12 protein-coding genes are annotated in these 15,651 nt (G+C 67.8%); 3 read left to right on the top strand and 9 right to left on the bottom strand.

What is annotated here, in order from left to right; translation table 11 throughout:
- Positions 1-36: 36 nt before the first annotated feature.
- From HZB86_06825 to HZB86_06855, 7 genes are read right to left on the bottom strand one after another with little or no spacing between them, the layout of a single operon-like run.
- Positions 37-1,248: a type II secretion system F family protein gene (locus HZB86_06825; protein ID MBI5905251.1), complete on the bottom strand. Its 1,212-nt coding sequence runs from the start codon at positions 1,246-1,248 to the stop codon at positions 37-39.
- 30 nt (positions 1,249-1,278) lie between these two features.
- Positions 1,279-2,376, bottom strand: coding sequence for a type IV pilus twitching motility protein PilT (locus tag HZB86_06830; GenBank protein ID MBI5905252.1), 1,098 nt, complete (start codon positions 2,374-2,376; stop codon positions 1,279-1,281).
- A gap of 25 nt (positions 2,377-2,401) precedes the next feature.
- On the bottom strand, positions 2,402-4,093 hold the full coding sequence (gene pilB / locus HZB86_06835) for a type IV-A pilus assembly ATPase PilB (protein ID MBI5905253.1): 1,692 nt from the start codon (positions 4,091-4,093) through the stop codon (positions 2,402-2,404).
- 49 nt (positions 4,094-4,142) lie between these two features.
- Positions 4,143-5,018, bottom strand: a complete 876-nt coding sequence (locus HZB86_06840) for a shikimate dehydrogenase (protein MBI5905254.1) — start codon at positions 5,016-5,018, stop codon at positions 4,143-4,145.
- Entirely contained in the window at positions 5,015-5,611 is a 597-nt protein-coding gene (locus HZB86_06845) for an HNH endonuclease (protein ID MBI5905255.1), read from the bottom strand. Before HZB86_06845 ends, HZB86_06840 begins: the two co-directional genes overlap by 4 nt.
- A 55-nt stretch (positions 5,612-5,666) precedes the next feature.
- On the bottom strand, positions 5,667-7,070 hold the full coding sequence (locus HZB86_06850) for an L-seryl-tRNA(Sec) selenium transferase (GenBank protein ID MBI5905256.1): 1,404 nt from the start codon (positions 7,068-7,070) through the stop codon (positions 5,667-5,669).
- 13 nt (positions 7,071-7,083) lie between these two features.
- Positions 7,084-7,716 carry a GntR family transcriptional regulator gene (locus HZB86_06855; GenBank protein ID MBI5905257.1) on the bottom strand — a complete coding sequence of 211 codons (633 nt, stop codon included), beginning with the start codon at positions 7,714-7,716 and terminating at the stop codon, positions 7,084-7,086.
- Positions 7,717-7,955: 239 nt separating this feature from the next.
- Between HZB86_06855 and HZB86_06860 the strand changes: the two genes are divergently transcribed.
- Complete coding sequence (locus HZB86_06860) at positions 7,956-8,744, top strand: sugar phosphate isomerase/epimerase (protein ID MBI5905258.1); 789 nt, start codon at positions 7,956-7,958, stop codon at positions 8,742-8,744.
- A 4-nt stretch (positions 8,745-8,748) separates the two neighbouring features.
- Here the strand turns inward: HZB86_06860 and HZB86_06865 are convergent, their stop codons facing one another.
- Both HZB86_06865 and HZB86_06870 read right to left on the bottom strand, forming a co-directional pair.
- A complete protein-coding gene (locus tag HZB86_06865) occupies positions 8,749-9,102 on the bottom strand; it encodes a hypothetical protein (protein MBI5905259.1) in 354 nt (117 codons plus the stop codon).
- The gene (locus HZB86_06870) at positions 9,102-11,429 is read right to left on the bottom strand and encodes an ATP-binding protein (protein MBI5905260.1); all 2,328 of its coding nucleotides are present in this window, start codon (positions 11,427-11,429) and stop codon (positions 9,102-9,104) included. The genes HZB86_06865 and HZB86_06870 overlap by 1 nt, the downstream gene beginning before the upstream one ends.
- A gap of 95 nt (positions 11,430-11,524) precedes the next feature.
- Here HZB86_06870 and HZB86_06875 point away from each other — a divergent pair, with 95 nt between their 5' ends.
- Positions 11,525-14,026: a DUF2344 domain-containing protein gene (locus HZB86_06875; protein ID MBI5905261.1), complete on the top strand. Its 2,502-nt coding sequence runs from the start codon at positions 11,525-11,527 to the stop codon at positions 14,024-14,026.
- 4 nt (positions 14,027-14,030) lie between these two features.
- Positions 14,031-15,560: an Rne/Rng family ribonuclease gene (locus HZB86_06880; protein ID MBI5905262.1), complete on the top strand. Its 1,530-nt coding sequence runs from the start codon at positions 14,031-14,033 to the stop codon at positions 15,558-15,560.
- The last annotated feature ends 91 nt before the right edge of the window (positions 15,561-15,651 follow it).

Below are 15,651 nucleotides of genomic sequence, written 5' to 3' on the forward strand. Positions count from 1 at the left end.
CGTCCCTCTCCGGGGACACGGGGCAACGGCTGCCGCCTATCCGATGGTCCCGGCCAGCTTGAAGACCGGCAGGTACATCGCGATGACGAGTCCGCCGATGACCACCCCGAGGAAGACCATCAGCATCGGTTCGAGCAGCGAGGTGAGCGCCTCCACCGCGGAGTCGACCTCTTCGTCGTAGAAATCGGCGATCTTGTTCAGCATCGCGTCGAGCGCGCCGGTCGCCTCTCCCACCGCGACCATCTGGGTGACCATCGGCGGGAAGACGTTGCTCTCGGCCAGCGGCTCCGCGATGGTCTTCCCCTCGCTGATGCTGCCCCGCGCCTTGAAGATCGCGTCCTCGATGATCTTGTTCCCCGCGGTCTTCGCGACGATGTCCATGCTCTCCAGGATGGGCACGCCGCTGCTCACCATCGTCCCCAAAGTCCTCGAGAAGCGGGCCACCGCGATCCGCTGCAGCAGGGAGCCGACGACGGGAAGCCGCAGCAGGAGGCGGTCGACGTTCCGGCGGCCGGACTCCTGCCGCACGTACCACTTGAAGGCCGCGCCGATCAGGAACACCACCGCGATGAAGACGAAGAAATATTTCCGGGTGATGTCGCTCAGCCGGAGCACGATCTGGGTGGGCGCCGGGAGCGCCTGGCCGAAATCGGCGAACATCTTCGCGAAGATCGGGATGACGTAGAGGAGCAGGACCACGGTGACGACGACGGCCACGGCGACGATCGTGGACGGGTACACCATCGCCCCCTTGATCTTCTTGGCGAGCTTCATCGCCTTCTCGATGTGCTCCGCGAGGCGGGAGAGGATCGTGTCGAGGATGCCGCCCACCTCCCCGGCGGCGACCAGGTTGACGAAGAGGGCGTCGAACACCTTCGGGTGTTTCCCCAGCGCGTCGGCGAACGTGGAGCCGCTCTCCACGTCCTCCTTGACCCGCACGATCACCTTCTTGAAGGACGGATTCTCCTGCTGCGCGCCCAGGATGTCCAGGCATTGGACCAGCGGGAGCCCCGCGTCGATCATCGTGGCGAACTGCCGGGTGAAGATGGCCAGCTCCTTCTGCGAGATCTTCTTCTCCCCCTTCCACGGAAGGGAGATCGCCAGCCCTTCGCCCTTCTTGCGGATCTTGATCGGGGCGATCTGGTCCCGGCGAAGCTGCGCGAGGACGAACGCCTCGTTGGGAGCTTCGATCTCCCCGGTCACCGTTCCGCCGCCGCGGTTCCTTCCTTCCCACGTGAATCGAGCCATCATCTCCTCCGTCGCGTTGAAGAAACGGTTCTACGCCCTGCGCCCGGCCCCGGGAGGGGCGCTCTGCGCGGTGGTCAGCAGGTTGCGGAATTCGTCCGGATCGTTGCTGCGTCCGACCGCGTCGTCGAGCGTGATCTCCCGACGCATGTAGCAGCCCAGCAGGGACTGGTTCATGGTCTGCATCCCGAACTTCGTCTGTCCCACCTGCATCTGGGAGTAGATCTGGTGGACCTTCTCCTCCCGGATGAGGTTCCGGATGGCCGGGTTGGGGATCATCACCTCCAGCGCCAGCACCCGCCCCGATCCGTTCGCCCGCGGGATGAGGATCTGGGAGATGACCCCTTCCAGGACGAACGAGAGCTGCGCGCGGACCTGCGGCTGCTGGTACGGCGGAAACACGTCGAGGATCCGGTTGATCGTCTGGACGCACGAGTTGGTGTGGAGCGTGGCGAACACGAGGTGCCCGGTCTCCGCCACGGTGAGCGCCGCCTCGATCGTCTCCAGGTCCCGCATCTCGCCGATCAGCACGACGTCGGGATCCTGCCGGAGGATGTACTTCAGCGCCTTCTTGAAGGTCTGCGTGTCCGCGTTGACCTCCCGCTGGTTCACGAGGCACTTCTTGTGCGGGTGGAGGTATTCGATCGGGTCCTCGATCGTGATGATGTGCTCCTGCCGCTCGTTGTTGATCTTGTCGAGCATCGCGGCGAGGGTCGTGGATTTCCCCGACCCGGTCGGCCCGGTGATCAGCACCAGCCCGCGCGGCTTCTTGCAGAGGTCCTTCATCACGGCCGGCAGCCCCAGTTCCTCGAACGGACGGACCCGGAACGGGATCGTCCGGAACGCCCCGGCGCACGCGCCGCGCTGCATGTACACGTTGGCGCGGAACCGCGACAGCCCCTTCACGCCGAACGACAGGTCGAGCTCCCAATCCTCCTCGAACCGCTGCTTCTGCGCCTCGGTGAGGATGCTGTAGCACAGCCGCTTGGTGTCCTGCGGCATCAGCGGCTCGAAGGGCAGCGGGATGAGGCGGCCGTCGACCCGGATCGTCGGGGCGATCCCGGTGGTCAGGTGGAGATCGGACGCCCCCTTCTCGTACATCAACCCGAGAAGCTCCTGCATCGTTACCATCCGCGGTGCTCCTTTCCCTGCAGGATCAATCCGGGGCGGTCACCCGGAGCACTTCCTCCAGGGTGGTCACGCCCTCCTCCAGTTTCGACAATCCCGACTGGCGCAGGGTCTTCATCCCCACGCGCACCGCCTCCCGCTTGATGTCCAGGGCCGATCCGCCCCGCAGGATCAGGTCCTTCAGCTCTTCCTTGATCGGCATGACCTCGTAGAGGGCGACCCGGCCCCGGAACCCGGTCCCGTTGCATTCGTCGCACCCCTTCCCCTTCCCCGGGCGCGAATGCCGGATCCGATCCGGATTCATCCCGGCGTCGATCAGCGCCTTGGGGGGAATCTTGAGGTCCTCGCGGCACTTCGCGCAGACCCGCCGGGCGAGCCGCTGCGCGACGATGAGGTTCAGCGACGAGGACACGAGGAACGGCTCGATCCCCATGTTGAGCAGCCGGGTCACCGTGCTCGGGGCGTCGTTCGTGTGGAGCGTGGAGAGCACGAGGTGGCCGGTCAAGGCCGCCTTCACGGCGATCTCCGCGGTCTCGTAGTCGCGGATCTCGCCCACCATGATGATGTCCGGGTCCTGCCGCAGGAAGGAGCGCAGCGCCGCCGCGAACGTGAGGCCGATCTCCTCCTTCATCTGGACCTGGTTGATCCCGGCGAAGTTGTACTCCACCGGGTCCTCCGCGGTCGAGATGTTGTCGGTGGTCTTGTTCAGGTCCGAAAGGGCCGAGTAGAGCGTCGTGGTCTTCCCCGATCCCGTGGGGCCGGTGACCAGGATCATCCCGTACGGGCGGTGGATCGATTCCATGAACTCGCCCAGCGCGGCCGCCTCGAATCCCAGCCTCGTCATGTCGAGCTGCAGGTTCGCCTTGTCGAGGAGCCGCAGGACGATCTTCTCCCCGTAGATGGTCGGGAGAACCGATACGCGGAAGTCCATCTCCCGCCCCTTGCCGACCTTCATCTTGATGCGCCCGTCCTGGGGGAGGCGGCGTTCCGCGATGTCGAGGGACGACATGATCTTGAGCCGCGAGGAAAGGGCGTTCCGGAGGCGGAGCGGGGGCCGCATCACCTCGTACAGGACCCCGTCGATCCGGTACCGGACCCGGAACTCCTTCTCGTACGGCTCGATGTGGATGTCGGACGCCCTCCGCTTGATCGCCTCGGTGAGGAGGTAGTTCGCCAGCTTCACGACCGGCGCGTCGTCGACGCCCCGCTCGAGGTCCGCGGTGTCGACCTCTTCCTCGCGGATGACCTCGAGATCCTCGTCGAGCTCCGAGATGATGTCCTTGAACTCCATCGAACGGTCGAAGAACTTGTTGATGGCCGCGGTGATGTCCCGCTCCGACGCCAGCACGAGCTCGACCGAATATCCCGTCTTGAAGCCGATCCCGTCGATGATCGCCATGTTCGACGGGTCCGCCACGGCGACGATCATCTTCGCCCCGACGCGGTTGATGGGGAGCGCGAGGTGCTTCTGGACCATCTCCTCGGGAAGCAGCCGGACGACATCGGGATTCACCTCGTACTTGGCGAGATCCACGACGGGCAGGTTGAACTGGCGCCCGAGAAACGCCAGGAGCTCCTCCTCCTTGATGTACCCGCCCTTGATCAGAACGGCGCCGATGCGCTCCCGGGTCTTCTCCTGGGTCTCGAGAGCGCTGCGCAGCTGTTCGGCGGTGATGAGATTCCCTTTGAGGAGCATCTCGCCGATTTTCGTGGCAAGCACCGACACGGTTCCGTTTACTCCTTGGGGACCTGTATCTCGCTAGAATGTATCATATTTTCATCGCTCTCCTCGCCAACGCCAGGAACCACCCGCCGGGAATCCGCCTCCCGGTCCAAAGGGTGAAGCTTCGGGCCGCCTGGTGCGCCAGCATCGGCAGTCCGTCGACCGTCGGAACACCGCGGGCGCGGAGCCGCCGCACGAGGGCGGTCCCGCCCGTGCGGTAAACTATATCGGCAAAGCGGGACGATTTCTCTACCCCTTTTATCGGGAAATTTTCCCACTCTTCCCGCAGCCCCAGGGAGGTGCACTGGACGATGAGATCCGCGCCGCGGAACGCCCCGGCGAGGGTCGTCGTCGCCAGGTCCCCCGTGGAGAAAACGACGGACGGCAGCCGGGGCGACAGCGCCCGGGCGACCTCCTCCGCGCGACGGGGAGTCCGGTTGAGGAGAAGGATCCGGCGCGCCCCCGCCTTTCCCAGCGCGAAGGCGATCCCTCTCGCGGCGCCGCCCGCCCCCAACAGCACGACCCCGGGAAAACGCCTCCCCCACCCGCGTCCCTCCAGGGCGTCGACGAACCCGTCGCCGTCGGTGTTTTCCGCGTGGATCCTCCCGCCTCGCGCGACCAGCACGTTGGCAGCGCCGCACGCGATCACCGCGTCGGACCGGGTGTCGGAGAGCGCGGCGGCCTCCTCCTTGTACGGAATGGTGACGTTCCCGCCGAGGAAGTTCGCCTCCCGGACGAGGCGAAGAAAATCCGGAAGGCGGCCCGGGGGAAGGTCGACGGGGAAGTAGAACAGCGGAAGGCCGAGCCGCGCGGCGATCCCGTTGTGCATCGCGGGGCTCAGCGAATGGGAAACCGGGTGACCGACGACGAACAGGAGGGAGGGTCCCGTCTTCCCCCGCGCTCCGGGAGGGGGGGGGCTCAATCCTGGAGCTCGAGGTTCCAATACGTGAAGTCGACGACGTTCAGGAACGGAACCCACTCCTTGTGGATCGGAGGCCGGAGGGAGAAGGCGTACTCCGGCGACCACCGGGGAGCGCCGGGCGCGGAGACCAGGCGCATACCGACCTGCTCGGGGCGGTTTCCCCCCTTGCGCTTGTTGCACGGGACGCAGCTGCAGACGATGTTCTCCCAGCTGGTCTTGCCGCCCTGGGACCTCGGGACCACGTGGTCGAGGTTGAGGTCGCTGACGGAGAACGAGCGGCCGCAATACTGGCAGACGCTGCGGTCCCGGACGAAGATGTTCCTGCGGCTGAACCGGACGTTCCTGCGGGGAACCCGGTCGTACGCGACCAGGACCAGGACCCGCGGGATGCGGACGGCGCTGCCCACCAGTCCGACCGCCTCTTCCCCCGTCGCGGTAGACAATGCGCTCCAGGAGGGATAGTCGAACGTCTCGTACTGGTCGTTGATCGCCCGGGCGAGACCCGAATAGAGCAGGCAGAACGCCCTCCGGACGCTCGTCACGTGGACCGGGAAAAACGCCCGGTTGAGGACGAGGACGCTGGAGTTCAGCATCGGGGGGCTTCGCCGCACATGGTGGCTCCTACTGTACCGACCGCGCGAAAGACGGTCAATCGTTCTTCTCCGCGGCGAGGATGGCCGCCGCAAGCGCGGGCACCTCGTCGTCCCGGACGGTCCGCAGGTCCAGGAGCAGCTGCCCGCCGCCCACCCGCGCGACCACCGGCGGGTCTCCGCCGAGGAGCCGCCGGAACAGCTTCCCCTCGGGGATGCCCGGGTGGGAGACCGCCACGCACGTGGTCGGGACGAACACGTCCGGAAGCGCTCCGCCCCCGGGAGAGGTCCCGCCCGGCGCGAGGGAGAGGGTGAGCGCGGAACCGCCCGCGCGGCGGACGCGGCGGACGAGTCGGACCGCGCGCGCGCGCACCCGGGCGGGAGGCTCGAGGAGCATTCGGAGCACGGGTATCCCCGACACCGCCCTCCGGTCGTCGGCGTACAGGCGAAGAACCGCCGCCAGCGCCGCGAGGCGCAACTTGTCGATGCGCAGCGCGCGGGAGAGGGGGTGCCGCTTGAGCGGAGCGACGAGATCCTCGCTCCCGAGGATGATCCCCGCCTGGGGCCCGCCGAGAAGCTTGTCCCCGCTCGCCGTGACGATCCCGGGGCCCGCGGAGAGGGCCTGCCGCAGCGAAAACGCCCCCGGGATGCCGAGCGCGGCCAGGTCCAGCAGCGCCCCGGCCCCCTGGTCCTCCAGGACGGGGATCCCGGCCCTCGCGCCGATCGACGCGAGGTCGGCGGCGGATACCTCCTCCGTGAATCCGGTGACCGCAAAGTTCGACCGGTGGACCTTCAGCAGCAGGGCCGTCTGCCCGGTGATCGCGTTCTCGTAATCCCGGGCGCGGGTCCGGTTGGTCGTCCCGACCTCCACCATGCGCGCGCCGCTCTCCGCCATGATCTCGGGGACGCGGAACGAGCCGCCGATCTCGACCAGCTCGCCGCGGCTTACGATCACCTCGCGTCCCCGCGCGATGCCCGACAGGCACAGGAGGACGGCGGCGGCGTTGTTGTTCACCACGTGGGCGCACTCCGCGCCGGTGAGGGCGCGGATCATCCCCTCCACGTGGGAGAGGCGCGAGGAGCGCTCCCCCGCGTCCAGGTCGTACTCCAGGTTGGTGTATCCGCGGGACGTTTCGAGGACGGCGTCGAGCGCTTCCTTCGGAAGCGGCGCCCGGCCGAGGTTGGTGTGAACGACAACCCCGGCCGCGTTGATCACCCTGCGCATCGAGAGGGATTCACCGGCCGCGATCTCCGCCGGGAGCCGGGCGAGGATCCGCTCGACCCACATATCCCGGGATGGGGCCTCACCGGAGCCGGCCGAGGAGCGGAGTTCGCCGAGGACCCTTCGGAGGGAGTCGACCACCACGGCGCGGGGGTGGACCCGGAGGAGGGCGCGGACCGGGTCGCGTCCCAGAAGCGACGCGATCGACGGAAGGTTCCGCAGTCCCTGGTCGTCCGGCATGAGGACGCGAAGGTCAGCCCTTCGCCAGCTCCCGGAGAAGGATCGTCTTGCCGTAGAGGGCGTTCTTCTGGACGAGCTCCTCCGCGAGGGATGCATCCCGCTTGCGGAACGCCTCGATGATCTCCTGGTGCTGCCGGATCGACCCCTCGATCCTGCCCGGCATGGCGAGGATCAGGCGGAACCGCTGGAACTGCATCACCATGTTCTGGACGATCGCGTGGAGCTTGTCGTTCCCGCAGGCCCGCAGGAAGATGTCGTGGAACTCGTTGTGGAGATCGAGCACGCGCCGCAGGTCCTTCTTCGCGGAAGCCGCCTCGAGCTGCCGGTTCACGGTCGCCATCTTCGTCAGGTCGTTCTCCGTCAGCGTCTTCGCCGCCAGCTTCGCCGCGTACCCCTCGAGCACCATCTTCAGGTCGTAGAAGTTGGAAACGTCCTGGGCGGAGAGGGAGGCGACGATCGCCCCCTTTCGCGGGATGACCGAGATGAACCCTTCCGACTCGAGCTGCCGGAACGCCTCCCGGATCGGGGTGCGGCTGATGCCGAACTTGTCCGCGAGCTCCGGCTCGGCGATGCGGGCCCCCGGCCTGAGCTGCCCGTTGACGATGGCGCCCCGGATCGAGGAGACGATCCGCTCGCGAAGGGTCATGTGGTTGTCGATTCGGATTTTGAGCTTTTGCAATGGGATACCCCTGCGGACCGGAAAATGAACGCCGTTCTATGTATACAGTATACAAATCGAATGTCAAGTACCTAATTTCCGGGCGTATTCCGGCCCGGAGGCGCGCCGCCCCCCGCGGATTTCCCGGTGGAACCTCCGCCTTGCCCGACGCCGCGGGATGCGGTACGGTCTACCGTCCAGACCATTCCCCCGCCGGAGGCGCCGCGATGAACCGGGTCGTCCACTCCACCGTCCCCTACCCCATGCTCTCGGAGGAAGGGACGCTCGCCGCCCTGGTCGAGGCGGGCGTCGGTCCCGAGATCTACTTCTCCGGGGCGACCCTCGACCGGCTGACCCCCGGCGAAGCCGAGCGGTCCGCGGAGGCGCTCCGCGCCGCCGGGATCCGCACCCTTTCCTTCCACGCCCCGTTCCGCGACGTGTGGCCGGGGGCCCAGGACGAGGAAGCCCGCCGGCTCTCCGTGCGGCGCATGCGCCAGGCGATCGCGCTGGCCCCCGTCTACCGGCCCGAGGGGATCGTCGTGCACGGAGGGTATTTCGGCTGGCTGTTCGACTTCCACGCCGAGGAGTGGCTCGCATCCGCCGCGCGTTCGTTCGGCGAGCTCGCGGAGGCGGCGGAGAAGGCCGGGACGGAGCTGTTCGTGGAAAACGTCTTCGACGAGATCCCCGACCACCTCCTGCGCCTCCGGGAGGCGGTGGGTTCCCCGCGCCTCCACTTCTGCTTCGACCCCGGACACGCGAATCTCTTCTCCAGGCTGCCCGTGCACCAGTGGGCGAAGGCGTTCGGGAAGGAGATCCGGCTGATGCACGTCCACGACAACCGGGGCCGCCGGGACGACCACCTCCCCGTGGGAGAGGGAACGATCAATTTCCGCGGGGTGCTGCTGGCGGTGGGCGATGCGGGAGCCCGTCCGATCCTCACCCTCGAACCGCACCGGAAGGAGCATTTCCCGCGGGGAGTGGCGGGACTCCGGGAGATCCTTTCGACCCTCCCCTGAGCCGTCAGGCGCCGGACAGGTATTCGAGCGCCTCCTTCTCCGTGTCGAACGAGCGGACGTATTTCGAGAGGCCGGTCACCTGGAACAGGTCCCGGTTGATCCGGCTCACCTCGCAGAACGCCATCCGCCCATCCCCCTCCATCACCTTCTCGACGATCCCGATGATGAACGAGATGCCGATGCTGTTGACCAGGCGGGTCTCCCCGAAATGGAGGAGGAGGCGCCGCCCTCCCCCGCCGATCCGGGAGCGCACGACCCTCTCCACCTCTTCCCCGAGCAGGCTGTTCAGATACCCGCCCACGTACACCACCATGGTTTCCCCGTCCATCCGGGTGCGGATCTTCGCGTGCGGCGACATCATCCCTCGCCGGGGGCCGCAGGCCCCCCGTCTCCCCGGGCGGGGCTCCCCGTCTCCCCGGGACCTCCGTCCAGATACTTGACCATCCGGACGACCGTGCCGTCCGGCCCCGTGGCGATCTCCACGTCGTCCACCAGCTCCCGGATCAACCGCAATCCCCACCCGCGGTTCTTCTTCGACTCCTCCGGCGTCTTCCCCCCCCGGAACCCCTTCCCGTCGTCCTGGACGAACAGCTCGATCTTCTCCGGGGAGAGCAGGTAGCGCAGGCGGACCTTTCCCGTCGCGGAGGCGCTGTGCTCGAACGCGTTGATGCACGCCTCGATGATCGCCATCTTGATCCGGTCGACCGTGTCCGGGTCGACGGACGCGAACGCGGCGACCTCCTCGGCGACCCGTGCCGCGACCACCTCGGAATCGGCCTTCATCGGCAGGACCAGTTCGTACTCCAGCGTCCGGTCGGCGCGGGGCGCGGCCGGGCCGGACGGCTTCGCGCCCTCCGGCTCCCGCTCCATCTCCTCGAGCCCGAACAGGTTGAGGAAGAGCCGAAGCTGCGTCGGGTGCGACAGGTGCACTCCGTACCGGGAGGCGAGGTCCACCGCCGCGGGGTCCGCCGCCTCGTGAAGCACCATCCACTTCCGGAGCCGGTCGGCGGGCAGCCCTTTCTCCAGCGCTAGGAGACGGCAACGGTTCTCGAAGTGCTCCACGGAACGCGCCGCCAACGTCTTTTCCGGAACCACGTCGACCGCCCAGATGACCAGGTTCTCTTCCGAAAATTCCTCCTCGAGGAAGCCGTACGCCACCAGGTCGAAGTCGAATCGCGGCCCTCCGCGGACGGCCCGGTAGCCGGTGGACACGGAGGACACCTTCGGAAGGCGGATCTTCACCGGCTCCCGCTCCATCCCGATCACGACCTCGAGGAGCCCCTTCCCGCCGAACTTCTCCCGGAACCGCCCGTACTCGAGCAGGAGAAGCGGCACTTCCCGCAGGTCCCACTTCCGCATCATCTCCTTCACCGCGGCGACGCGGCGCGCGTGTTCCGCGCCCTGCCCCGCCTCGGGGGAGGCGTGGGACAGCCGCGCCTGCACGATGGAGGCGGCGACCTGCGATCCGCCCTTTCCGAGCACCCCGCGTTCGAACGCCCAGAACAGGAAGTCGGACAGGACCGGGTCGCCGGTGAAGGTCAGCTGCTCGAGGTCGGACTTCATCAGCCCCTTGAATTCGAGCGCCGCGAGAACCGCCTCCCCCTCCTCCTGGGATGTCCCCATCAGCGACAGCGCCCCCTCCACGGTGTCCAGCGGGAACCGGTCGCACAGGACGCGCTTCAGGAACCGGATCGCGCGCCCCCGCCGGCCGCGTTCCGGGAACGTGTTCTCGAAGAACTCCCTCCAGTACCGGTTCAGCTTCCCCTCCGTGACGGAGAGCGCGTAGAGATTCTCGAGGGAGATCGTGTCCTCCACCTTCACGTTCCGGAAGAAGATCTCCTCGACCAGCATCCGCTGGTACACCGGGATCCCCCCGAGGCGCTCGGAGGCGCGCGGCAGGAGCGACGGCGCCATGACGATCCGGCGGCGGTCGCAGAGCCGCTCCCAGAGCCGCACGGACGGCTCCCTGGAGAGCCCCCCGATCTCGAGCATCTGGAAGGTCCCGAAGAGACCCTCCCGCTTGAGGGACGCTGTGACCCTCCCCGGGGAGGAGCCGGAGAGGAACATGGGGTAGTGCCCCGACTTGATGAAGGGGCGGAGGATGGAAAGCATCGTCCCGTCGGGGATCCCCTGCATTTTCCCCGTATACTGGAAGTCGTCGAAGAGGAAGACCGGATAGAAGACCTCCCCCGCCGCCGCGAACGGGAACGACATGGCGTTCACGAGCGCCGACAGCCCGTCGCCGGACGAGGTGTACCGGGAGTGCGCGGACAGGGTATCCCTGCAGCCGCCGAAACCGTGGGCGGCCAGGCGGTCGCACATCGCTTCCGGGTCGAACACCGGCGGCTGCGGGTCCCCGAGGAACCGGAGGAGCTGCCAGAGGAACTCCTGCAGGAAGTGCTGGGACAGCGCCAGTGGATGGGAGAGGATCTGGCTGAAGGAGAAGTAGAAGGGGAACGGCCTCGGCGGCTCGCCGTCCACCGGTCCCGACCGGAGCCCCTGCGCCACCTTGAGCAGCAGCGACGTCTTTCCGATGTTGGGAGGGCCGTAGATCATGAAGGAGGAACCGATGCCGCGCCCCCCCTCGGCCGCCGCCCGCGTCAGGGCGGCCATCTCCTCCTCCCGGCCGAAGAAATCCTCTTCACGGAAGGACGCCTCCGCCCCCATGGTGCCGAAAAGACGCAATTCCCCTGTACCCCCGAACCGGTGGTCCCGGCGCCTCGGGATAATGTAGCGTGAAACCGTTGCGTTTACAAAAATTTCATGGGATTTTCGAGCCCATGCGCGAGATCCCCCCGTCGATCCGGAAACCGTCGAGGTACAGCGGAAGCGAGATCCGCCGCGGGGGTATCGCGTGGGACGCCGCCGCCGTCCGCGTGCTCCTCGCCTTTCCCGACGCGTACGAGATCGGGATGTCCCACCTGGGGATCCTCCTCCTCCACGAGATTCTTTCGGCCCGTCCCGCCACGCTCTGCGAGAGGGTGTTCGCCCCGTGGAGCGACTACGAGGAGCACCTCCGGTCGACCGGCACCCCTCTCCCTTCGCTGGAATCGGGCCGGTCCGCCGCCTCGTTCGACATGATCGGCTTCTCCCTCTGCTACGAACTGACGTACACCAACGTGCTCGCGATGCTGGACCTGTCGGGGATCCCCCTGATGGCGAAGGACCGTCGGGAGGAGGACCCGCTGATCCTGGCGGGAGGGGTGTGCACGATGAATCCCGCGCCCGTGGCGCCCTTCTTCGATGCGATGCTCGTGGGGGACGGGGAGGAGGCGGTGCTGGAGATCGCCGCCCTCGTCCAGCGGAGGAAGGAGCGGGGGGGGACGCGCGCGGATCTGATCGCGTCGGTCTCCGCCGTCGCAGGGGTCTACGTCCCGGGGGTCTCGACGGCGGTCTCCCGGCGCGTCCTCCCGGACCTCGCCCTGTCCCCGCTACTCCCGGCGCCGATCCTGCCGTCGATGCGGGTGGTCCACGACCGGCTGAGCGTCGAGATCTCCCGGGGGTGCACCCGCGGATGCCGGTTCTGCCAGGCGGGGTACGTGTACCGGCCGCTCCGCGAGCGGGACCCGCTGGTCGTCCTGCGGTACCTCCAGGAGGAGGCGCCGAAGACCGGGTACGACGAGGTGGGGCTCCTGTCGCTCTCCGCCGCGGACTACAGCTGCATCGACCGGCTCATCACGGAGGCGATGGCCGCCCTCGAACCGGACCACGTCTCCGTCTCCCTGCCGTCGCTGCGCCTGGACGCGCTCGAGGAGAACACGGTCCGGCAGATCCGGAAGGTGCGCAAGTCCGGGTTCACGCTGGCCCCCGAGGCGGGGACGGAGCGGCTCCGCCGGTCGGTCAACAAGGAGATCCGCGACGACGACGTCCTGAAGACGGCGGAGTGGATCTTCGGAAACGGGTGGCGGACCCTCAAATTGTATTTCATGGTCGGTCTCCCGGGAGAGACGGCCGAGGACGTGCGCGCCATCGCGCGGCTGGCGAAGGCGGTCGCGTCGGTGGCGCGCCGCCACGGGAAGCGGAACACGGTGACGGTCAGCGTCTCCGCCTTCGTCCCCAAGCCGCACACGCCGTTCCAGTGGGAGCGCCAGATCGGGAGGGAGGAGGTGGAGGAACGGATCCGCGTCGTGCGGGACGCGGCCGGCCGGGACCGGAACGTCGAGGTGAAGTTCCACGGTCCGCAGGTATCCGAGCTCGAAGGCGTCTTCTCCCGGGGGGACGGACGCCTCCCGGCGGTCGTCCTCGGGGCGTACCGCAACGGGGCGCGGTTCGACGCGTGGACGGAATCGTTCCGTCCCGACGCGTGGAAGGACGCTTTCGCGGCGGCCGGCGTCGACCCGCTCGAGTACCTGGCGGAGCGCGATCCGGACTCCCCCCTTCCTTGGGCGTTCGTGGACGCGGGCATCGAACGTTCGTTCCTCCTCGCCGAGCGGGAGAAGGCGCGCGCGGGAGAGACGACCCCGGACTGCCGCGCGGCCGGCTGCACCTCCTGCGGCGCTTGTCCGCCGGGGCTCTCGAACATCACGTACGCCGGCCGGATGCCGGCGGCCGGCGGCCGGAAGGACGTGGAGCCGGCGGTACCGAAGGTTTCGGCGGCCGATCCCGCGCGGCGCCAGATCGTCCGGATCCGGTACGCGAAGGAGGGACCCGCGAAATATTTGAGCGGCCTGGAGATCCAGTCCCTCTGGGGGCGATCGTTCCGCCGCGCCGGCCTGCCGCTTTCGTACAGCCAGGGGTTCAACCCGGCGCCGAGGCTGTCGCTCTCCCCCGCCCTCGCGGTCGGGACGGAGAGCGCCTGTGAATTCCTGGAGGCGGAGTTCTCGCTCCCCGTCGTCGCGACGGATCTCCTGTCCGCCCTCCCTCCGCACCTGCCGGCGGGCGTCCGGCTTCTCGACGCGAAGACCGTGCCCCCGGGATCGCCCCGCCTTTCGGACTTCGACCTCTCCTCCACGTACGTCATCCGGCCGCTCCCGCCGGACGATCTCCCGGCCGAAGCCGGCAAGGAATCCGCGGCGCGGCGGTTCGCCGACTTCCTGGCGTCGGATCGGCACCCGATGACCCTGGTCCGCGAAGCCCAGGTGCAGGTGTCGGAGGTGGACCTCCGCCCGCTGGTCACGGATTTCGGGGTGAACGCGGAGGGGATCTTCATTACAATCATTCAGGGCACGGGGAAGGGGGTGCGGCCGGTCGAGGCCGCCGCGTCGCTGCTCGGCGCGCCCCTCCCGGCGGACCGGTTCATCCCGAGGAAGGTGTCGGCGGAGCTCCTCCACCGCCGCGGGTAAACGGATGCAGAAAGCGGGCAAGCTCATCGTCGTGAACGCCGCCCCGTACGAAACGCGCGTGGCGACCCTCGAGTCCGGGATCCTCGTGGAGCTCCTCATCGAGCGGGGCGAGGACAAGAACTCGGTGGGGAACATCCACAACGGCAAGGTGATCCGCGTTTTGCCCGGGATGCAGGCCGCCTTCGTCGACATCGGGATGGACAAGGCCGGGTTCCTCTTCGCGGGGGACTTCGTCACCCCCCAGCTGGAGTTCGACACCGACCCGTCGGAGGAGACGGTCATCCCGGACGACATCGGGATCCGCCCGGCGCGATACCCGCAGGACCATTTCCTCCCGCCGATCGAGGGGCTCATCCGCGAGGGGCAGCACCTCCTCGTGCAGGTCGCCAAGGAGCCGCTGGGAACCAAGGGGGCCCGTATCACGAGCCACATCACCCTCCCGGGTCGCCACCTGGTGCTGCTCACCTGGTCGTCCCACATCGGGATCTCGCGCCGCATCGAGGACACGGGGGAGCGGGACCGCCTGACGAGGCTCGTCGAGGCGATCCGGCCGGAGGGGATGGGCGCGATCGTCCGGACCGCGGCGGAGGGTCGCTCCGAGGGCGAACTCAAGGCCGACATGGATTACCTGGTCCGCCTGTGGGAGACGATCCGGAGGAAGAGCGAGAACGCCCCCGCGCCGTCCCCGATCCACCGGGAGCTGTCCCTCTCCCTCCGGGCGGTGCGGGACCTGTTCTCCTCGGAGTCCGACCGGATCGTGGTCGACTCCCCCGAGGAGCACGAACGGATCCGGAGCTTCGCCTCGCAGTTCTTCCCCCGCATTCAGGACCGGATCGAGCTGTACGGCGGCCCGGAACCGATCTTCGACCATTACGGGATCGAGATCGAGGTGACGCGCGCCCTGGACAAGAAGGTCTGGCTCAAGAGCGGCGGCTACATCGTGATCGAGCAGACCGAGGCGCTGACCGTCGTGGACGTCAACACGGGGAAGTACGTGGGGCGCTCGTCGCTCGAGGACACCACGGTCAAGATCAACCTCGAGGCGGTGAAGGAGATCGTCTACCAGCTCCGGCTGCGCAACATCGGCGGGATCATCATCATCGACTTCATCGACATGAAGAGCGAGGAGAACCGCGAGAAGGTCTACAACGCCCTCGTGGACGCCCTGCGCGCCGACCGGAGCAAGACCACGATCTGCAAGATCTCGGAGCTGGGGCTGGTCGAGATGACCCGGAAGCGGGTCCGCGAGAGCCTGGGCCGCTCCCTCGCGGAGGCGTGCCCCTACTGTTCCGGGGAAGGGGTCCTGAAGTCCAAGAAGACCATCTGCTACGACATCTTCCGCGCCCTCGAGCGGCAGAGCCTGCTGCTGTCGGGCAAGCAGGTGTCGCTCTCGGTCCACCCCGCGCTGGCGGAGGAGCTGTTCGGCGAGGAGCGCCGGTTCCTCGAGATCCTGGAGCAGCGGTACGGTATGAAGGTCAACATCTCCGCGTCGGAGAAGTACCACATCGAGCAGTACCGGATCGAGCCGAACTGAAGGGCCGGGACGCGGCGGAAGCCGGTCGGCGCGATTCGCCGCTTGACGATCGGACCGGGCGTCCCTAATATTATCCTTTCGCTTTTCCTGG

The organism is Deltaproteobacteria bacterium (assembly GCA_016234845.1).
In the GTDB taxonomy this organism is placed as follows: Bacteria; Desulfobacterota; Deferrimicrobia; order Deferrimicrobiales; family Deferrimicrobiaceae; genus JACRNP01.